Annotated in this window: 23 protein-coding genes; 3 read left to right on the top strand and 20 right to left on the bottom strand. The window is 57.1% G+C overall.

What is annotated here, in order from left to right; genetic code table 11:
• Positions 1-5: 5 nt before the first annotated feature.
• The 3 genes from PPRO_RS04675 to PPRO_RS04665 all read right to left on the bottom strand — a co-directional run bounded on the left by PPRO_RS04675 (position 6) and on the right by PPRO_RS04665 (position 2,267).
• Positions 6-767 carry an SIR2 family NAD-dependent protein deacylase gene (locus PPRO_RS04675; protein ID WP_011734892.1) on the bottom strand — a complete coding sequence of 254 codons (762 nt, stop codon included), beginning with the start codon at positions 765-767 and terminating at the stop codon, positions 6-8.
• A 57-nt stretch (positions 768-824) separates the two neighbouring features.
• Positions 825-1,526, bottom strand: coding sequence for a LolA-like protein (locus PPRO_RS04670; RefSeq protein ID WP_011734891.1), 702 nt, complete (start codon positions 1,524-1,526; stop codon positions 825-827).
• Between the two features lie 180 nt (positions 1,527-1,706).
• Positions 1,707-2,267: a YceI family protein gene (locus PPRO_RS04665; RefSeq protein WP_011734890.1), complete on the bottom strand. Its 561-nt coding sequence runs from the start codon at positions 2,265-2,267 to the stop codon at positions 1,707-1,709.
• A 14-nt stretch (positions 2,268-2,281) separates the two neighbouring features.
• Between PPRO_RS04665 and PPRO_RS20785 the strand changes: the two genes are divergently transcribed.
• Positions 2,282-2,560, top strand: coding sequence for a hypothetical protein (locus PPRO_RS20785; RefSeq protein ID WP_011734889.1), 279 nt, complete (start codon positions 2,282-2,284; stop codon positions 2,558-2,560).
• Here the strand turns inward: PPRO_RS20785 and PPRO_RS04660 are convergent.
• The 5 genes from PPRO_RS04660 to rnhA form a co-directional block, all read right to left on the bottom strand.
• Positions 2,529-3,101, bottom strand: a complete 573-nt coding sequence (locus tag PPRO_RS04660) for a hypothetical protein (RefSeq protein ID WP_011734888.1) — start codon at positions 3,099-3,101, stop codon at positions 2,529-2,531. The genes PPRO_RS20785 and PPRO_RS04660 overlap by 32 nt on opposite strands.
• 64 nt (positions 3,102-3,165) lie before the next feature.
• On the bottom strand, positions 3,166-4,353 hold the full coding sequence (locus tag PPRO_RS04655) for a hypothetical protein (RefSeq protein ID WP_232286690.1): 1,188 nt from the start codon (positions 4,351-4,353) through the stop codon (positions 3,166-3,168).
• 145 nt (positions 4,354-4,498) lie between these two features.
• Positions 4,499-4,810, bottom strand: coding sequence for a DUF167 domain-containing protein (locus tag PPRO_RS04650; protein ID WP_041532131.1), 312 nt, complete (start codon positions 4,808-4,810; stop codon positions 4,499-4,501).
• Positions 4,811-4,893: 83 nt separating this feature from the next.
• Positions 4,894-5,154, bottom strand: coding sequence for a hypothetical protein (locus PPRO_RS04645; protein WP_011734886.1), 261 nt, complete (start codon positions 5,152-5,154; stop codon positions 4,894-4,896).
• Positions 5,155-5,241: 87 nt separating this feature from the next.
• On the bottom strand, positions 5,242-6,690 hold the full coding sequence (gene rnhA / locus PPRO_RS21715; protein WP_011734885.1) for a ribonuclease HI: 1,449 nt from the start codon (positions 6,688-6,690) through the stop codon (positions 5,242-5,244).
• A gap of 103 nt (positions 6,691-6,793) precedes the next feature.
• On the opposite strand from rnhA, the gene PPRO_RS20780 reads away from it, so the two are divergent.
• Both PPRO_RS20780 and upp read left to right on the top strand, forming a co-directional pair.
• Entirely contained in the window at positions 6,794-6,934 is a 141-nt protein-coding gene (locus tag PPRO_RS20780) for a hypothetical protein (protein ID WP_157039935.1), read from the top strand.
• Between the two features lie 66 nt (positions 6,935-7,000).
• A complete protein-coding gene (upp, locus tag PPRO_RS04635; protein WP_011734883.1) occupies positions 7,001-7,627 on the top strand; it encodes a uracil phosphoribosyltransferase in 627 nt (208 codons plus the stop codon).
• A gap of 247 nt (positions 7,628-7,874) precedes the next feature.
• On the opposite strand, the gene PPRO_RS04630 is transcribed toward upp, so the two are convergent.
• The 12 genes from PPRO_RS04630 to PPRO_RS04580 form a co-directional block, all read right to left on the bottom strand.
• Positions 7,875-8,213, bottom strand: a complete 339-nt coding sequence (locus tag PPRO_RS04630) for a hypothetical protein (protein ID WP_011734882.1) — start codon at positions 8,211-8,213, stop codon at positions 7,875-7,877.
• Positions 8,206-8,493 carry a BrnT family toxin gene (locus PPRO_RS04625; RefSeq protein WP_011734881.1) on the bottom strand — a complete coding sequence of 96 codons (288 nt, stop codon included), beginning with the start codon at positions 8,491-8,493 and terminating at the stop codon, positions 8,206-8,208. Before PPRO_RS04625 ends, PPRO_RS04630 begins: the two co-directional genes overlap by 8 nt.
• Before the next feature lie 385 nt (positions 8,494-8,878).
• Positions 8,879-9,127 (bottom strand): hypothetical protein, encoded by a 249-nt coding sequence (locus PPRO_RS04620; protein ID WP_011734407.1) that lies wholly within the window; start codon positions 9,125-9,127, stop codon positions 8,879-8,881.
• A 19-nt stretch (positions 9,128-9,146) separates the two neighbouring features.
• Positions 9,147-9,977, bottom strand: a complete 831-nt coding sequence (locus PPRO_RS04615) for an ExeA family protein (protein WP_011734879.1) — start codon at positions 9,975-9,977, stop codon at positions 9,147-9,149.
• A complete protein-coding gene (locus tag PPRO_RS04610) occupies positions 9,967-11,421 on the bottom strand; it encodes an IS481 family transposase (RefSeq protein WP_011734404.1) in 1,455 nt (484 codons plus the stop codon). Before PPRO_RS04610 ends, PPRO_RS04615 begins: the two co-directional genes overlap by 11 nt.
• A 154-nt stretch (positions 11,422-11,575) precedes the next feature.
• Positions 11,576-12,010, bottom strand: a complete 435-nt coding sequence (locus PPRO_RS04605; RefSeq protein WP_198138261.1) for a hypothetical protein — start codon at positions 12,008-12,010, stop codon at positions 11,576-11,578.
• Between the two features lie 264 nt (positions 12,011-12,274).
• A complete protein-coding gene (locus PPRO_RS04600; RefSeq protein WP_041532130.1) occupies positions 12,275-12,646 on the bottom strand; it encodes a DUF2251 domain-containing protein in 372 nt (123 codons plus the stop codon).
• Between the two features lie 114 nt (positions 12,647-12,760).
• Positions 12,761-14,602: a WD40 repeat domain-containing protein gene (locus tag PPRO_RS04595; RefSeq protein WP_157039934.1), complete on the bottom strand. Its 1,842-nt coding sequence runs from the start codon at positions 14,600-14,602 to the stop codon at positions 12,761-12,763.
• Positions 14,603-15,454: 852 nt separating this feature from the next.
• Positions 15,455-15,892: a nuclear transport factor 2 family protein gene (locus PPRO_RS04590; protein WP_011734875.1), complete on the bottom strand. Its 438-nt coding sequence runs from the start codon at positions 15,890-15,892 to the stop codon at positions 15,455-15,457.
• A 133-nt stretch (positions 15,893-16,025) separates the two neighbouring features.
• A complete protein-coding gene (locus tag PPRO_RS20775; protein WP_011734874.1) occupies positions 16,026-16,352 on the bottom strand; it encodes a hypothetical protein in 327 nt (108 codons plus the stop codon).
• A 97-nt stretch (positions 16,353-16,449) separates the two neighbouring features.
• Positions 16,450-17,277, bottom strand: a complete 828-nt coding sequence (locus tag PPRO_RS04585; RefSeq protein ID WP_011734873.1) for a coiled-coil domain-containing protein — start codon at positions 17,275-17,277, stop codon at positions 16,450-16,452.
• Between the two features lie 88 nt (positions 17,278-17,365).
• Positions 17,366-18,067: a DMP19 family protein gene (locus tag PPRO_RS04580; protein ID WP_011734872.1), complete on the bottom strand. Its 702-nt coding sequence runs from the start codon at positions 18,065-18,067 to the stop codon at positions 17,366-17,368.
• Positions 18,068-18,163: the final 96 nt, after the last annotated feature.

Genomic DNA, 18,163 nt, shown 5'->3' with positions numbered 1-18,163 from the left:
CCTGTTCAGCGCCGCACATGGTCCGCAACCTTCGTGAAATAGTCGTCCAGATCCTCGTCCACGAAGTAGCGGTTGGGAGCTGGCGGCAACATGACGCTGCCCCGATTGACGATAACCGTCGGGGCAGATGTGCTGTAGGGAAGCAGCGATGCCGGGGTGACGTTCAGGGACGACCCCAGCACCAGCAAGAGGTCGCAGGCTGCGACCATGGCTTCGGCCCGACCAAAGCCGTTGACCGCTTCGCCGAAAAATACGATGTCCGGCTTCAGGAGCCCGTCACAGGATGGGCAATGTACCACCGGTGGGTGGCTGCTGCCGGCCATGGCATCGATCCACCAAGGGTAATCCAGCTCGTGCAACCGCGTGCGGCAGGACTGGCAGGTGGCCGAACGGTAGGAACCGTGCAGTTCCAGGACGTTCCTGCTCCCCGCCATCTGGTGCAGGATATCGATGTTCTGGGTGATGACCCCCTCCAGCTGTCCCGCCTGCTCCTGCTGGGCGAGGAAACGATGGGTAAAGGTGGGAGCAACATCCCTCACCGCAGTGGCAAAATCGCTGGTAAACTCGTAGAAATACTGCGGTGCGCGCTGAAAGTTGTCAATCTCGAAAACCAGTTCGGGGTCGTAGCGCCGGGTGACGTACAGCCCCTTGGGCCCCCTGAAGTCGGGGATGCCGGCCGCGGTGGATATGCCCGCCCCGGTCAGCGCGACCATTGATTTCGAGTTTCTGATCAGCTCGGCGCAGGCTACCGGCTCCAATGGATGCATCAAACGCCTCCTCTTTCATTCAAAACACGGCAACTGAGGGGTGTCGCGTTTCCCGGTTCATTCCCCTGGAGCAGCCACCGGTAACGCCGAGAGCGGCAAAATTTTTACACCCTTTAAGCGGGGAGTGAAGTCGGACAGGTCAAGGGCCAGGTTGACCTCCGGCTCCTGGAAGCCGAGCAGAATCCGGTCGTTATCCATGGTCAGCATCTCCAGCTTCCCGGCAAAGGGAACGCCATTGACCATCTCATAGGCGCCATAGCTCACCCGGTCTCCCGTGGGGGCTGTCTTGTGGGTCACCAGGCCGGAGGCAAAGGTCACGCTTTCCGAACCGACCACGCTGTTGGAACGTTGGATGGTGCCGCTCATTCCGGCCATGACTGAGGGCGCTGTGTCCATGACCCAGCGCAGCAGGCGCCATCCCGCCATGCCGCTCCCCTGGGGTAACTCCTCGAAACGGCCCGAATAGGCAACCGCCTGGGAGGGGTAGACCAGCGTCAGCCGGTCCCCCAGGGCGAACGCCTCCAGAACAGTGGAACCAAAGGGAGAGAGCATGACAAAGTGGAACTGATCGGGACGGCGATAGGTCATCAGGCCATTGCCGGACACGGTGCCGCCGGCGGTGCGCAGCGAGAGCGAGACCGAGCTGGAAAGGGTATCGACGGAACTGCCGGGAACAGGGACCAGAGGTGGTTTCTGTACAGTGGCGCAGGCGCTGATGAAGAGAAACAGCAGACAGGTTACAACACGTAAAAGGTTCATTGAAGTCTCGACTCCGTACAACAATTAGTCGGGCCACGCCGTGGCTCCGCCCCCCTGATTCAAAAACAACAGATGCGGCACCCCATGCACGGGCCATGGGAATCCGGGCAACGCATCAGGCCGCAGTAAAAAAAGCATAAATCGGCACGGCGTTTCCCGCGCCGTAAACAGCTAAAAGCGTTACGGTTTCTTCAAGCGGGTGGTGATGGTGATCTGTACCTCGTCACCGATCACCGCGCCATAACTGACCCCGAAGTCCTGGCGGTTGATGGTGGCAGTGGCCAATGCCGAACGGGTGAAATCTGCCCGTCCCTCAATTGGTTGCGCCTCCACCGTCAGCACCACCGGTCTGCTGATCCCCCGTATGGTAAGATTTCCGGTCAGTTTCAGCCTGTCCTCCCCCAGTTTTTCCAGGGCCGTGGAGCTGAACCTCATGGCCGGGTACCGGGCGACATCGAAGAAATCAGCGCTGCGCAGATGCTTGTCGCGCCTGTCGATGCCGGTGTTGATGGAGGCGGTCTCGATGCTCACCTCCACCTTCGATCTGGTGATGTCCGCTTCATCCAGATCCAGCGTCCCCCGGAATGTTCCGAAGGAACCGGTGACGTTCATGATTCCCAGGTTGCGTACCTTGAACTGGATGCTGGTGTTGGACGGGAGAATGGCAAGGGGCTGGGCGGATACGACACAGGGAGCCAGCAGCGTTAGGATCGACAGCACGAGTACAAACAGTCGTTTCATGATCTCCTCCTCGGGTGAAACAGGCAGGGGCGAACGATTCCGGCCACCTCGGCGCACGCAACGGTCCGGCGGGAAGCGCCCCCTGCGGCAGCGCCAACCGGACTTTCTACCCTACCCCAAAACCGGCCCACAGTGCAATGGTTCTTCCCGCGGGCAGCGGCATCTTACAGTCGCCGCGAAACTCCCGCGATATCGAGGCGCTGCGCGCCGAAATGCTGAAAGTCCTCCCCCGACGCTCCCTGGGGCAGTGGATGGTGGGGCTCAACCTGAAGAAGCGTTACCTGGGGAAGTAGGGCCGGCCGGCGGCGCGGGCGCGAAGGCCGGAGCTGCAGCGCTTCCGGGAAGCGTTGTGTCCACCGGTCCGCTGCCGCGCCAGAAAAAGATTCGCTCGCCGGAGTCGCGGGCGCAGCCGCGCAGGAAGCGCCTGAACTCCTGCAGGGTGATCAGGATATTGCCCAGCAGCAGCCAGATCCAGACGGCCAGGTAGTATTCGCGGGGGATGGTAAGCGGGCTGAAGACGAGTTCCAGCCGCCAGCAGATGAACAGCAGGGCCGAGACCTGGAGCATAAGGTGGAAGAAGCGCAGCCTGTAGCTGATGCGCACCAGGCCGGACCGCTCGGAGCAGCGCACAATCCCGGAGGAAGCACCCAGCAGGAACGTCCAGGAGAAATGCTGAGCCATCCCCAGCCGGAAGCGAAAACCGCCCTCAGGCAGGTAATCCACCGGGACACCGCTGACCAGAAGCGTGGAGGCGATCTCGTCCTGCACCGTCTGGGGGGACAGGGCACAGTTCTCTTTAATCTTGATCGTGCCGTTGAGAGTAAAAGGGAACATTGCGATCAGTGTCCTAACGGATTTCCTTTGGATCAGCGCCGGCCGTGCCGACAGGAGAGCGCTTTCACTGGTACTGGATGTAGAGCGGCTGCGGGTTCAGCCTGAGCAGCTCTTTGGGAGTCAGCAGCCTGTGCCCCTTCCTGGTGTCGTTGCGGTAGAAGAGCTTGAAGCCGGTGTACTGGACCGGTTCGCTGACCACGTACGACCTGTAGGTATCGCGCTTGAGCAGGGGAGGCCCCCAGCCGTCCATATTGATGACGATCTGCACCTGGGGCCGCAGGATGATGCGGCGAAAATTGGTCAGGCCGTTCCTGGTGAAACGGTGCACCACCAGCACCTTGGGGGGCAGCTTATGCTTCTTCACCAGTTCCGCCAGATAGCCGCTGACGTAATTGATATCCTCCGCGTCATAGCTGCCGATGCGCGTGCCTGGCCTGGCCCTGCTGGCGGCCAAGTTGAACTCCGGGTCGATGCCCAGATGCACGTCCGGGTTCCTGAGGAACCGCTCGAAACGGGGCAGCAGCGTGCGGATGCTGTCATGACCGGTCTGGATATCGATAAACAGCAGGGCATCGGCCTCCCTGGCCCAACCATGGACCCGGTTCACCAGTTCGTCCGGCATGACCATGCGGTATGTGCCATCCCTGCCCGGGCTCTCCTGGGCCACCACGGCGATCAGGTGCAGGGCCGGCTGGACCGGATGGGAGCGGTCGGCCGCCTCCCAGCGCTCCGCCTCTCGCCTCAGCCTGGCCAGCATGTCATGCGTGCGGTACTCGCCCAGAACTCCCATGCGTTTGGAGAGCGGATTGCCGTAAAAGGCCAGGATGCGCTTTTCCGGCAGGATCGAGCCGGGGAGCGGGTCAGGGGATTTCACCGGCCACCCCTTCCGTCGCGCGAACTCGGGGCTTTCCCCGGCCAGGTACCTGACCTTGCCCTGTCTGCCCGACGGCTCCACGGCGGGAGGTTCGGGAAGGTTCAGCGCCGAAGCGTTGCCGGCTGTCGTTATGGTCGAAAACGGCCTGGCAGCGGATGAAATCGCCCCCTGGGCGACGGTATGCCGCGCCGTTTCCCCGAGGGGGGCGGGAGGCGCCCCCATTTCCCCCTGCTCGCCACAGCCCACAAGGGAGAGCAGCAGGGCGGCCACGAGCAACAAGCGGACAGCCGTCCGTGCCAGGGAGCGGGGGACAACGTTTTCAGAAAGTATCAATAATCGCATCTGCGAAGGGCCTTTGGTGCGCGGACTCTTGATCATGGGGCAGGCAGGCGCTCTTTCGCGGATGCCAGGGTTGCGCCGCCTGAGACGGCCTCGCGTGCCCGGAAAAAGCACCCTGTTATCCCGTTTCACCCTGGCAGGCCGGGGCCTGGTCGCTGCAGCGGCGCATGATCCCCGCATGGTTTCAGGACAGGGACAAGCACAGCTGCTGCTGTGCGATAACCGACGGCAGGCGCGTGGGCGCCTTGATCCGCAGCTGTTTGTTGACATTCATGCGGCCAAACACCACCTGGATAGCATCGACCGACACGCCGAATTCAGCGGCAAGAAACCGCACCATGTGGTCGGTTGCCCGCCCGGCGCGTGGAACCGCGGTTACGCTGACGCAGAGCTGGTGCCCCTTGACCTTGCCGATTGCGTCCCGCTTGGCGTTGGGTGTGCCGAGGATATTAAGCACGAGAGTATCCCCATCCCAGGTGTAAACTGTTTTCTCCATCACTGCTCCCTGGACTGCCGTGGTTATGTTTGAGCTGTCCCGGGCAGCCAGAGGCGGGCAGGCGGTCGCACGTGAATCACGTGCTACCTGATATTCGTGCTGGTGAACAGGACCACCCTGTCCCCCGCGAAATTCACCGTTATGTTCTTCTGCTCGTCCCCCCAGACGCAACTCTTTGCGAACAGGGCCTCCGAGCAGGAGTCGGGCTTGCCGAGGATCGTGACCACCTCGCCATAACCAAGCCCCATCTTGAGTTTGGCATAATTCTCCTGGGTCAGCTTGCTGCAACCGAGGAGCATGAGCAGTAACGAGAGAGCAGCCATCAACCGTATGCGTGACATCATGTAATCGTTCCTTTCCACAGGGTTTTCCCAAACCACGGCCCCTACCAGACCAGAGGGAAGGCAAGCTGTCCCTCCGCAACCACCACCTCAACAGAGCAGGAGCTGCCCGTCGGCATCGGCCGCATAGGCAGCCGGTTCCACGACCGGGAGCGAAGCCGGCCTGGCCGGAGCGACCGGCGACGGGCTCGGTTCCTCGTCCCTCTCCCGTTCCCGCGGCTCCATCGGGCCGTTCTCCCCGGCCGCCCCCATCCCCGCCTCAAGCGCCCGTTTCGCCAGCCGGTCGCAACGCTCGTTGAAGGGATGCCCGTCGTGGCCGCGCACCCACTCCCAACTGACCTGGTGCTTGGCGGACAGGCCAGCCAGCCGCTGCCAGAGATCCTGATTCTTGAGCGCATCCGGCGTCTCCAGGCGACCGCTGCGAATCCAGCGCTCGAGCCATTCAGCCATCCCCCGCACCAGATACTGCGAATCGCTGAAGACGCGCACCTGCCTGGGCTTGTGCAACGCCTCCAGCCCCCTGATGGCCGCGGTCAACTCCATGCGCTGGGACGTGGCGACCGGCTCGAAACCGCTGAGTTCCTTCTCGGACTCCCCATAGCGCAGGATCACCCCATATCCACCCGGCCCGGAGTCCCGACCCGAGCCATCGCAGTAGATCTCCACCACGCCGGCTGGCGGCGGGGTGAAGGCAACCTCCAGCGCCCCGAATTCCAGCTCGCGCAGCAAGGGAATCAGCAGTGGAAGGTTGGGCGGCTGGCGGCACAGATCAGCCAGGGACAGTTCCAGGGGCACGTCATAGCGGACAGTGGCCAGGGTTTTGGAGAGCCGGGCCTGATCGCCATAGGCGGACAGGTTCTCCCGGCGCTGCCTGCCATTCACCAGGCTTTTCCAGCGCAGCACCCCCTCCAGAGAACCGAAGCGCCGGACCAACTCGGCAGCGGTCTTCTCGCCGATGCCGGGAACCCCCGGGATATTGTCGCTGCTGTCCCCGGCCAGCCCCAGCACGTCCGGCACCAGCTCCGGCGGCACCCCGAAGCGGTCCAGCACTTCCCTGGGCCCGGAACGGAGACCCTTCATGGTGTCCAGCAGGCCGATCCGCTCGCCGACGATCTGCAGCAGGTCCTTGTCGCCGGTGACGACCGTGACCCGGGCACCCTCGTCCGCGGAGCGGCGGGCCAGGGTGGCGATGACATCGTCAGCCTCGAAACCAGGCGCTTCCAGGGCCGGGATATTGAGGGCCTGCACGACCTGCCTGATGTACGGCAGCTGGGCCGCGAGATCCGTGGGCATGTCGTCCCGATGCGCCTTGTAGGGGGGATAGATCTGCCGGCGAAAGGTCCCTTCCCGGGGAGGATCGAATACCACTGCCAGGTAATCGGGGCGGTTCTCCTGCAGGAGGCTGAGCAGCATCCTGGTGAAGCCGAAGACGGCATTGGTCGGCATCCCAACCGAGGTGGCGCAATCCCGCACGCCATAGTAGGCGCGGTAAATGTAACTGGACCCGTCCAGCAGATAGAGCCGAGGCGCTGCGTTCACATTCTCTCCCGACGCGGATATTCCCCGGCGAACGCCACGCTCAACCGGGTGGGGTAGAATCGCACATCCCGGGGATCATACACAATCTTTTTGCGCAGTACCCATGAGCATACCTGCCGAAGAGCCCGATGCTGTGCACGCCGAAGTGTTGGATGATTTCATCCTTGTGCGGCTGCACGAACAGGATGATATGGTTTCTGTTTTCGGCCGTGCTGATCCTGGAACCAACGTTACGGGACCTTGACCGGCACGAAGTTGGCCTGTATCCTCCCTGTTCAGCAGACACTTCACCCAGAACAGGAGTCACCACGTGGCGATCTTCGAAGTCAAGCACCCCCTGATCCAGCACAAACTCGGCCTGATGCGCAAGGCGGACCAGAGCACGAAACAGTTTCGGGAACTGGCGTCCGAAGTCGCCCGCCTTTTGACCTATGAGGCGACAAAAGACCTGGAAACCGAGAGCATCACCATCACCGGCTGGGCCGGACCGGTCACCGTCCAGCAGATCAAGGGAAAAAAGATCACGGTGGTGCCGATCCTGCGGGCCGGCCTGGGGATGATGAACGGCGTCCTGGACATGATCCCCAGCGCCAAGGTCAGCGTGGTCGGCCTCTACCGTAACGAGGAGACGCTGGAACCGGTGGCCTACTACGAGAAATTCGCCAGCGGCATGGAGGAGCGCATCGCCCTGATCATCGATCCCATGCTGGCCACCGGCGGCTCGCTGCTGACAACCATCGAGATGCTGAAAAAGACCGGCTGCAGGCGCATCAAGGGGCTCTTTCTGGTGGCCGTTCCCGAGGGCCTGGAGCGCATCGGCCGCGCCCATCCCGATGTGGAGATCTACGTTGCCTCCATCGACGAGCGCCTGAACGAACAGGGCTACATCCTTCCCGGCCTGGGCGATGCCGGGGACAAGATATTCGGCACGAAATAGGATTCCTGCGCCAGCCTCGCGGCAGGGTGCAGGTCAATCCTGCTCCCCTCCCCCGAACAGACGAGCAAGGGCCGGACGTTTCGAGTGAAACGGGCCGGCCCTTGCTCGTTGTAAACAACTTGGGGGTCGGTAAACAACTTGGGGGTCGCGTCTCAACTCTTGACCATTGCCACAAGCTCAAGACGCGCCCCCTCACTGTTCATGCTGTGAAGGTAGCGGTGGGGGAACATCAATCAACGGGGGAGAGCTAGCCTGCGCGCAGCTTCTTGGCACGACCGGTTGAGCGCTTAGTTGGACGTGGTGCAGCCTCGATCAGCCGGCCACTGGCATACTTGTGAACGATACTGGCAATCAGTGTCTGATAGGGCATACCTTCTTCGGCAGCCCGCATTTGGATATCTTCCAGATCTCGAGTAGAAAGGCGAATATTGATGCGTTTGTCTTTTGTGAGGGCAGCAGCAGCGCCAGAGGCATACCGGACTATTTCGTCGTCAAGATTTGCAACAGACTTCCACTCACCGCTCTCATACGATGAGAGGATATCGTCTTCATATTTCTTATCTTCAGTTTTCGCTTTTCTACTCATTGTTCTTCCCCTTTGAGATATACCTTTTGGTGGCATTTCGGCTTGGGATGACGGTTTTCAGAAATATTTCTCCGTCTGTTTCAACGAAGGGAACCAAGTAGGCGTAACCGCGAATGCGGACGATAAAAATGCGTTGATTCTGGTACTTTTCCTCGTTTGGATGTATGACGACATCGAGGAGCGCTCCTTGCGAGATTGCCACCAATACTTCCTCGAAGGAGACGCCGCGCTCAATTTTGAGCGCCACATTTTTATCCGAGTTCCAGTTGATAGGTTTCATGTCGACATCTTAGCTTCTCGTGTGCCTTTTGTCATCATTCTTTCACGTGCAACGTCTAAAGGCGCAACGGATTTACCGCTGTCGCCGTGTGTTATCCAGCTTCCGTCCGGAAACTAATTCGATCATAAAACCTCAACGGAGCCGGCCATGACCCGCCGGGGCGTTTCTCAGCCCCCAACGACGTCCATGGACGTTGTTAGACATCCTTATAGGAATAGATTCCTCGCGGCGTCATCCCATTGAGAGTAAACACGATAATCGAGGGAGGTTCAGACTTGCTAATTGAGGGATCATTGCAGGCCCTGACCTGACGATCATGGATGCTGGATGGGCGGCGGTTGAGCCCTGCATAACAGTAGGTTCATCCGCCGCCCCCAGGTTTTTCCTACCTCAGTTGCCGCATGAGCTCCCTTGCCTTCTTCCGGCTGTAACCGATGTCCTCCCTCGATACGTCATACAGATAGACCGGATAGTTAAACCCTGTCTTGATGAGCAGTCCTCCGTTCCAGTCAGTGATCATGGTGATGCTTCTAATATTCCGACGGTAGCGGAACCATGTCGTATTTTCCTCCGTGATCTCCACATCGAGCGTTTCCAGCCGTCTTTTCTGGGGGTTATACACAGTGCATTCCATATCCACCTCCCGGGCTATTTCAGGAACGGCGCGGCTGACGCACGGGAGGAGTGAATAGGTCGAAGTAGAGGGGTTCGTCGATGCGCGGGAGGTTGCGCTCGGCGGCGGCGGTGAGCAGTTCCGCCGCCATGTGTGTGAGCACCCGCAGGTTTCCGTGTGCATGGGTTGCCAGGGTTTGGATCAGCTCCGGTGCGATCAACTGGGGCGCCCCGGCTTTCTGCAGGACGTAGTCCAGGTAGGAAGCCAGCTCCTGCGGGGTGAGCGCGGAGAGTTCCAGGCGGGCGCGGATGCGACTGCCCAAGGGTAGGAGTTCCGGGGTGCGGAAGCGCTGGGGGAGCCGGGCGTCGCCGCACAGCACGGTGAAGAGCAGGCTCTGGGAGTCGAAGCTCGCGCTTTGCAGGAGCCTCAGTTCGGTCAGGCACTCGGAGCTGACCTCCTGAGCCTCATCGACCAGGAGCAGCGGGCGCAAGAGAGTCGCTGCACAGTGTGCGCGCCAGCGCTCACGCAGCGCCTTGAATCCGCCATACCGGTTGGCGGGATTGAGCTGAACGCCGAATAGCTCTCCAAGCTCGCGATAGAAATCGGCGACCTTGCTTTGGGGGCGCTCCATCACCCCCACTACGATGTCGGGCAGTTGTCCCAGGCGGGCGCCAAGCCACTGCAGGGTCTTCGATTTGCCGTAGCCCGGCTCACCGGTGATCAGGGAGAACCCGCCCTGGGAGACCAGGGACTCCAGGCGCCGGGCAAAGAGTTCGGCGCCCGGCAGCGGCCAGAGCGCCTCCACGGGAAGCGCCGGCACGAACGGGTTGTACTTGAGCCCGTAGAGGGCCAGGAGAGTCTTATCGTTCATCGGGACCCTCCTTCACGGCAAGATAGGCCGGTGGAAGCCCGGTGGCGGCGTAATCCGCCAGCCACTTGCGAAGCAGTGCGGGCATCTCCTCGGGTGAGGCGTTCGCCTGGGCCGACTGCGCCGCAACCGGTTCCAGAGTGCGGCGCTGACCGGAGGCGTTTTTCTCCTTGTCCTGGGGGAGCAGCCGGGCCAAGGGATTGCAGCTGTCGGGATCCACTAGAACCATCCGGCTTACGTCCCAACCGGCATGGCGTAACGTCAGGCGGGGGAGATGCCTGAACCGCGACGGGACCTCGAAGCGCACCCCCTCGACCGTCACGGTTGCATCGCTTTTGCGCTGGGTGCGCGTAACCTGGCGGGTGAAGGCGAGATTCAAGGAGTCCATGTCGGGAGCCGAGCGGGAGACCTCCGGTCCGGCGAGCAGGCGCTCGATCGGAGCGCAGCCGATCTCGCTGTGGGTACGGCGGTGATAGTCCTGTTCGACCCACGCCTGGGTGGTGCGGTTGAGGAACTCCAGCCGCAAGGGGCTCACCCCGCGCAAAAGCTCCATGAGACGTCCCTCAAGCTGCGCCCAGAACACCTCCTGTTTCCCGTTCATATAGGGCGAGTAAGGAAGGGTTGTGTCGTGGCTCACCCCGAGTCGGGCCAGCCCCTCCCGGGTTTCCTCCGCCAGCATCGCGCTTCCATTATCGGTCATCAGAGCCCTGGGAAGCCCACGTTTCAGCATCGCCTGCGTGAGAGCATGCGCGAGGTTCTGGGCGCTTTCCGCCAGATACCACTGCAGATGGCAGCAGAGCCTGCTCCGGTCGTCCAGAACCGCGCACACCAGGGGCGTCTGCCAGCCCCCCTCCTCGTCCAGCACCTTGAGGCTTCCCTGGTGGAAGTCGAGGTGCCACAGGGCGTGCACGTGGCTCGCCTCATAGCCGCGAATCTCACGGCTTTCGCGGCGCCGGACGGCGCGGCGTTGTCCTTCGGTCGGGTTCGCGGGCTCGCGCCTTTTCTGCCACCCCTTCTCCCGCATTCGGCGAAGCACGCTCTGGTAGCTCGGCAAGGCTCCCATCTGGGGCTTTTGGGCCACTTCGGCGGCGAGGTTGTCGTAGTGCAGTTGCACCGTCCAGCGAGGATACCTGGCATACTGCACTTCCAGGGCGCTCAAGAGCGCCTCGGACAGCGCAATCTGACACCCGGCGTCCGAACGCGCCTTGCGACTCAGCGCAGCGATCGGGTCCGCGGCGTCCTTCGCCTGGTAGTACCAGCGTTCGAGCGTGGAAAAACCAAGTCGTATAGACTTCTCCGGGAGCAGGGGATGCCGGTACACCCTCTCGCTCAATTCCCGGATCTTTCCCTGCAACTCCCCGCTCGCGGCAGGGCTCGCCAATAGCGGTCCGATCACCTGCAGCCGAAACCTGGCCCAGCGCTGCTTCGGGACTACATTCTTCTTCATTTAAGGCTCCTTTCCGGCCGCCATCCAGGCGTCTCCACTGTGGAGCACCTTCGGGTCAGCCAAGAGCCGCCTTATAAACCATTCCGAGCCCGATGCGAATCCGCCATCTTTTGCGCGGACCCTTACGACAGTCCAGCTCCCTCGCCGATCCTGTTCAAAAGCCGCATCCCGCAAGCAGTCGCAGACAGCGCACCAACGCCGTTTCCGGGCCGTCGCGGCCAAGCCCCAGGCGCTCCAGCACCCCCAACGGAATCGCTTCCGCCGCCACTGGAGGGATCAGGAGACCGCGCAATCTTTGCCAGGTTGAGGTATGCGGGAAGGTCGAGCGAAAAAACGCCAGCCAGCGTCTGAAAGTCGAGAGGGTGACGCCGAAGAGGTCCATGATCTTGCGGGCGCTGTAACCCTTTTCCCGCTGTTGGCGAAGGGCTGTGGCGACAACGATCACCCCGCCCCAATAAACACGCCGGCCCAGGAAGAGCACCGATGGCGGCAAGGTCCGTCGTCGGCAACCTTCACGACCGCAGCAAAGACTATGGCGTATGAAGAATGTTTCGAACAGGTTGGCGGGGCCGCCACGGGGTTTGCGCACATAGGCGCCTCGGTGCAGCGGTCCCGAACAGTAGGGCAACCAAGGGAGCGCACCCCCTCGGCAAGGTCGACGTCGATGTTATGAAGGAGGGAAAAAAGCTTCTGACGCTGAATAATTTCTGGTAGCATGACTCCTGCCTGATTCCTGCTGGGCAAGGAGGAGCCCCCGTCGATTCCGCCAAGAAAAGTGAGGGGGCTTCTCCATCTTTTCCTCACATTTCTCGTCTATTTCTCGCCTAATTTCCATCAATTTTTCTGATCAGCCTCACCATTCGTGGCTAAACTTTGTCCAACATTCATTTGGTGGTGGGAAATTCGATCTGCAGTATCCTCTTTTCCCTTCAAAATCGAATACAGCGTGAGGATATTGATTAATGATCAAAGCGGCTTTCAATCCATCTTGCGACCACAATATCTGCACCTTAGACGGGATATTTTTGTCGGTAACCGCATCTGAGTTGTAGATGTGCAAGGTGTCCAAGATTGGATCGCCTAATGACCTGTCAAGTCCATAGAAATAGCCTGTCTCACCGTCATCCTCGAACACAACTGCAAAGCATGTCTTCGGAGATTGATCCTCTATCACCGTCTCCTCGCCGACGTTAATCATCTGCTCCGCCGTTACTGTCGAGTTCATTGTTTCTCCATTTTCTGTCTAACACAAGGCTGACCGGCCGTTTTTGGGCCGGTCCGGCCGCGAGTTGAAACCTCATTTTGTGAAATGCATAGCTCTTACTCTTCTATCCTTGCCTTAGTCTCGGTGGTCCTTGTATGAAACGTTTCCATACTCATCAACATACTTATAAAATCCATCCCCTTCCGAGCGACTACCGCTTGACTGTACACCAATATGGAAAAGCGACCCTGTATAGGAACCCTGAAAATTATCCATACCGCATCCTGTCTTTTGCCTGACGGAATAAGCAAGATCAGAAGCAGAACGGCCTCGAGGGTTAGTTGATCCATACGAATAGGCATTTCCGATATATGTAACCCCGGTTTGGGAAATGCCCTCTATCCTGCTTTCATTGGACCCGGAAAGTAGAATTTCTGAAATTCGTGCATCTGAAGATAGACGCAATTGCCAAACCACCGGTTCGTATGAGCTTAAAACCAGTTTCACGGGTTTGTCAGTTAGACCCACATTCACAACAACATTACCGGCTATTCTTTCACGGAACCGCCTCACGCCGTTTTCCAATTTCCCTTCGTAGACACCGATCGCTTCCGTTTGAAAGCTGTCGCAGTCTACCCGTGACTGTGGATTGGCCTGTTGTACACCCGGATAGAGGGGGAGCGCCTCTGCGGCAATACCGCCCAACGCCTTTCCGAGGGGAAGCATTTCACTGGAACTGGGCAATCTCACGATCTTTAACTCCTGAGGGGTGGCAAGCAGTACCAGATTGTCGGCTAGAGCCGCCATCCTTGTGTTTGTGCCTCTATGCTCAGTCAGGCATTGCGCCTTTTCTTTCACCAGGTCGGCTACGAATGCTTCCGATACTAAACTCGATACCCTCGCTTCCATCAAGAAGGGATCCGCATGTGGCACCTGAATTATCCTGATGTCCTTGTATTTGGGAAATCGCATGCGCTGTACGACCTTTAGCTCGGATATCTGCCATTTCATCAGGGAGCCGCTCGGAAGAGCACCGATAAATGATTGGTTGTCGCGGGAAAAGACGATTGAGGCTGGTTGCTGGAAATAATTACCCACGGTTTCCTCTCTTCGGAAAACATACGAGATTTGATTGCCTTCCGACCTGATGAGTTCCCAGCTCTCCATCTTCTCATCTCGCCCAACTATCAGCCATTTTTCATCGGGGCTTAGCGCCATGTAAGAGGCCGGTCTCTTACCCTCGGAATACCAGATCGGTTTGTCCGTCACGATATCGTAGATGCCGATCCTGTTATTGTCCGTATATATGAAGTTTCTGCCATCCGCCATGGGAAACCGTATATAGTCGGGCAATACCATTTTGTCTCTGAGAAGGTCCCCGCTTATCGTGTCCCACATCTTCAGCCCTCTCTTTGTCCAGTGGTAAGAGGCGATCAGGACCCTTCCGTTGGGGGACAGAAAAAAATGATAAATACCTCGCCGTTTATCAGCGTCAAGAGTATGTATCCTGCTTAGAAGTCGCCCGCTTACTAGATCGAATATTTCGGTCATATCGTTTGCGAAGGTCACTGCTGCCATGGGAGCAGCCGAGGCTACGGCAAGGGAACGGGGCTCACTTGGTCGGGTCTTCGACTCGGGGGAATAGGCGAAATTCATGGGTTGGTTCGGGAGGGGACCTATTGGCGGGGTGTTGAACAACAGGGCGATCCTCTGTTGATTCAACATCTCTATTCGTTGGTTATCGAAGGTATTATAGCATTCTGTCAGGTCTTGACGGCCTTTTGTCGAATCCCCCGAATTGCACACGGCTGCGCAATGGTTCATCCTTAATGTGAGCCATTCCTTATGGGCAGCCACAAGCAAGCGGGACCTCTCCGGATCTTTTTCCAGGGCAAGCAGAGCTGTCATAATATGCTCAACCGGTTGTGTAGCGACCATTTCCTCTCCGCCTAGCGAGACTGATAGTACCTTGTTCACATTTCTCTCTTTGCATCCCCACAAAGAGAAAAGCAGGAATAGTACCGCGGTAAGGCAAAGATTCCGAAAGACATTTATTTCGATCATAAAACCTCAACGGCGCCGGACTTGACCTGCCGGGCGTTTTTTGCCCGGTCACGGTCCAAGGACGTGATAAGACACCCCAAGGACATGCGGCGGGCTTACCCTTTCACGGTTATACCTCGCCTCCCTGTTGCGATGTTCCACGTCATCCGTCAGGTTCCGGCCTAGGCTGTTTCAGGGTTTCCCCGGTACGTGCCTCAATGTCCATATACCTTGCTACAACCTTTCTACATCGCCAGGAGTCAATGGGGCTTCCCAAGTTCCCGGAATATCTCTTCCTGCATGCCATGGCCTGTGGACTCCGGCGGATCTATCCATCCTCGCCTATTACGGATGAAATCGTGTTACCTTCGGAGCCCGTTAAGTCCTCGGCATCCGCAACATCCCTCTTTCGAAGCTGTACCAGCACTTCAGGGAGCGCGGACTCCCCTACGGCCTGCAAGATTCTCTGTCTATGCTTCACCTGTCTTGTTCGCCGCATACTTCACGACTCCGCCACAGGCGCAAGACTCGATACGGAGCGGATGGCTAATCCTTCTCCGACAGGGACTTTCACCCTGCAAGATACGCCGGACTTTGCTTGGCGCGAAACGGCTATGAGTGTGACCGGCGCGGCAGTTTTTCCGCCGCGACCGAGGCCACACGAGAGTTGGGACATCACTTTTCCTCAAATGTGAATATGTGAAGTGATGAATTGAACTTACAGATCCCCTCAGGCATCGTGTAATTTCATCTTCAATGGTCCATACCCCTCAATCAGATCCCTTGTCACACTTCAGGCTTCGAGTTGCCCCACAGGCACCTGATCTGATCGTTCATTGCGAATATGAAATCTTGTCCCTCGACCACCTTTCCCTTCTTGATGGTAAGGATTGCCACACCACTGTACTGCAGGCGATAGCCATCCCTGTTGGTGAAGTCCACCTCCCAATGGGCCGCCGCGGTATTATTTCCGACGAGATCGAACACATTGGAGACGCAGACACTGTGGACAGTAAACTTCAGTTGAGGCATCTGTCGTAGGAGATTCTCGAACCACCCCCTGATCGCCTTTTTACCGATGAACCTTCCACTGACAGGTGAATCTCCGGGATAGCTCCACACAGCATCTTCCGCCCAAGACGACAGAAACGTGGATACGTCACGCCGATTCAGTGCTTCCAGACCAGCCCTAACATTCCTCTTCGCAATAATGGCTCCGATCATGTTTTTCCCCATTCGATCTTGTCAATGCCCCCTATCTTGGACATTGCATGTCTGATCTCAATCGTCGGGCAACCTGCGAGGGCAGGCATTGATGTGGGATTCTGGTGACAGTGTATTTAACTCCATTGAATTATTACAAATTGCCCCCGGAATTCCCTTGTTTGTTGTTGCTCCGTTGATCGCGGCGCTGAAGTAGATTAAAAACTATCGTCGCAACAAAAGACACCGGAACAGCAACAATTGCATATGTAGCAGCTAAAACTAATGTCCAAGAAAAGGCATTTTCTCCTGGGGTTGATGAATGAACCCATTCTGGAATACACGCCAAAAATATGGAAATTGCTATGGATGCGATAAAAGCAATAAACACTTGCAATATTATCGGCTTTATCTTTCTGCTTACCCAAGCAACCCCTATCACAGCGAGGCAGACTGGGATATAGGCTACATAATTAGTCATAGGCGTCTTTCATTTTCATTTCATCTTTCATTGGTCAAACAGGGGGAGAGCGCAGCGGCGGCGCGGCCTTACCGTGCCGACCGTCTGTCGCGTTTGGTTAAGCGCCTACTTCTCGTGCTGTGAGCTTGATAAACTGGAGGCCTTCCTCTGTCAATTCTCCATTCTTTTCAGCTATACCAGATCGACGTAGGTCGTTCATGTATGGCCTTGACAACTCATCCTTAATAAGGTTCCACGCTGACATTAAGGTAGCATCATCTGCTTCTGCAATGTCTTCCAGCCCTAATTTGTCTAAAACAGCTCTTTTCGTATGCTTTATAGCTCTTAGTGGAACGCCCGATTCTTTCTCATCAACGGCATCCCTCAATTTCATTTGAAGTTTTGAAAGCTCATTTTTGGCTGATTGTAACTCTATCTCTCTGGATTTTAGCTTTGCAAACATAGCTTCCTTTTCTGCATTTTCTAGATTTGCTCTAATAGCCAGTTCTTCAAGTAACTTGTCTCGTTCTTGTTCCATTTGTTTGACTTCGGCTTTTTCATCCTCAACCCTGGCCTTGGTTTTTGCTAAATCGATCGGAAGCATGTCGAAACGTTCTCTTAGGCCAGAGTATCCCTCGTCTAGATGTCTTAGCTGCTCTCCGAATCCAGCTTCGATCCTTCCTAGCAACTCCGAATTCTGTTTTGTAAATTTATACATGTTGTCGTAAAACATGTTACTTATTTTGTTGGCCTTAACGTAAAAAGCCACTGACAATCCAATCGCGAACAATGCCAACAACAATGATAGCAGCTCACTCGAATTGATTTGACCGAATGAAATACTGAAATCGGCTTTTAGAAGGTTCCATCCAACAACCAGAATCAAGACTATGATTAAGATATCCTTTATTGTTTTTATGGATACCCGATATTCAACTTTTTCCATTTATTTCCTCCTCATTTAACGTCCCAAGGCGCCAGCGGCGGAGCGTCAGCGGAGACCGCTGTCGCCGCAAGTTGGACATCACTCTTTGTTACAGCTGCCCATCACTTTCGACTATGAATGCTGACCCGTGGTGCATAACGTAATCGCAAATCAAGTTAGCCAATTTGTCTTCATCCTTGTAAAACTCCTTATCAAGCCGGTCCATGTCAGTTTGGTATTTCTGCTGTTCTGAGAACAGTTCATATTGAGTCCACCGTTCTCGACGGTTTGTCGAAGGTGAGGAGTTTGGGAACCAACTTAGCGCTATTCGCAGTAAATCGTAGGACTTCTTTGCTCCGATAACATCAAGATCTTGCAGTATTTCTAAGCAGTGATTACCGAGAGAGTTGGTAAAAAGCTGGTCAAAGCCCCCATTGTGAATTTCTCCGTCAAAACACCAAAGCAAATACACAAGGCGGCATTCCTTTGAGAGTCGTTCAATGTGTTCATTTTTACCATTTCCTTTGTCATAGACGGTGTCCAGAGCCGCGCGAAATATTTCATATGCAGGATCTTCTAGGCCATGGTAGTGATGAAACTGCATTTTGTGTCCCGACTTTCTCAATACCTCGATAGGTTCCCGCTCGCTTTCCGCCTTGGCTAGCTGATCCCTGCGGTTCTTATTCCATTGGCGCGACTCCTCCAATGACTCACGAGTTCCAGTCTTGCATGGCGTGCAGAGACCACCAGTCTTTTCAGCGGTAGACGCCAAAATCATTACTCCACATTGTATGCAAGGAATTTTATTCATTTCTTTGTTGTCCTTTTAGCTTGCAACTCCTTATTGATCAGACCTGGTCAACATCCCACCAGATCTGGATGCCACTGCGTAAAACATAAAACATTA

The sequence above is a fragment of the Pelobacter propionicus DSM 2379 genome, assembly GCF_000015045.1.
GTDB lineage: Bacteria > Desulfobacterota > Desulfuromonadia > Geobacterales > Pseudopelobacteraceae > Pseudopelobacter > Pseudopelobacter propionicus.
The sequence above is the reverse complement of the archived record's forward strand: the minus strand, read 5'-3'. Positions and strand labels throughout refer to the sequence as shown.

Bases quoted from the DNA above. Each gene is read 5' to 3' on its own strand.
- PPRO_RS04660 (WP_011734888.1), bottom strand. From the start codon at position 3,101: ATGTTCCCTTTTACTCTCAACGGCACGATCAAGATTAAAGAGAACTGT.
- PPRO_RS04655 (WP_232286690.1), bottom strand. From the start codon at position 4,353: ATGATCAAGAGTCCGCGCACCAAAGGCCCTTCGCAGATGCGATTATTG.
- PPRO_RS04585 (WP_011734873.1), bottom strand. From the start codon at position 17,277: ATGGAAAAAGTTGAATATCGGGTATCCATAAAAACAATAAAGGATATC.
- PPRO_RS04590 (WP_011734875.1), bottom strand. From the start codon at position 15,892: ATGATCGGAGCCATTATTGCGAAGAGGAATGTTAGGGCTGGTCTGGAA.
- PPRO_RS04580 (WP_011734872.1), bottom strand. From the start codon at position 18,067: ATGAATAAAATTCCTTGCATACAATGTGGAGTAATGATTTTGGCGTCT.
- PPRO_RS04650 (WP_041532131.1), bottom strand. From the start codon at position 4,810: ATGGAGAAAACAGTTTACACCTGGGATGGGGATACTCTCGTGCTTAAT.
- PPRO_RS04645 (WP_011734886.1), bottom strand. From the start codon at position 5,154: ATGATGTCACGCATACGGTTGATGGCTGCTCTCTCGTTACTGCTCATG.
- PPRO_RS04620 (WP_011734407.1), bottom strand. From the start codon at position 9,127: ATGGAATGCACTGTGTATAACCCCCAGAAAAGACGGCTGGAAACGCTC.
- PPRO_RS20780 (WP_157039935.1), top strand. From the start codon at position 6,794: ATGAGCATACCTGCCGAAGAGCCCGATGCTGTGCACGCCGAAGTGTTG.
- PPRO_RS04630 (WP_011734882.1), bottom strand. From the start codon at position 8,213: ATGAGTAGAAAAGCGAAAACTGAAGATAAGAAATATGAAGACGATATC.
- PPRO_RS04615 (WP_011734879.1), bottom strand. From the start codon at position 9,977: ATGAACGATAAGACTCTCCTGGCCCTCTACGGGCTCAAGTACAACCCG.
- PPRO_RS04670 (WP_011734891.1), bottom strand. From the start codon at position 1,526: ATGAACCTTTTACGTGTTGTAACCTGTCTGCTGTTTCTCTTCATCAGC.
- PPRO_RS04625 (WP_011734881.1), bottom strand. From the start codon at position 8,493: ATGAAACCTATCAACTGGAACTCGGATAAAAATGTGGCGCTCAAAATT.
- PPRO_RS04610 (WP_011734404.1), bottom strand. From the start codon at position 11,421: ATGAAGAAGAATGTAGTCCCGAAGCAGCGCTGGGCCAGGTTTCGGCTG.
- PPRO_RS20775 (WP_011734874.1), bottom strand. From the start codon at position 16,352: ATGACTAATTATGTAGCCTATATCCCAGTCTGCCTCGCTGTGATAGGG.
- PPRO_RS04675 (WP_011734892.1), bottom strand. From the start codon at position 767: ATGCATCCATTGGAGCCGGTAGCCTGCGCCGAGCTGATCAGAAACTCG.
- PPRO_RS04665 (WP_011734890.1), bottom strand. From the start codon at position 2,267: ATGAAACGACTGTTTGTACTCGTGCTGTCGATCCTAACGCTGCTGGCT.
- PPRO_RS04600 (WP_041532130.1), bottom strand. From the start codon at position 12,646: ATGAACTCGACAGTAACGGCGGAGCAGATGATTAACGTCGGCGAGGAG.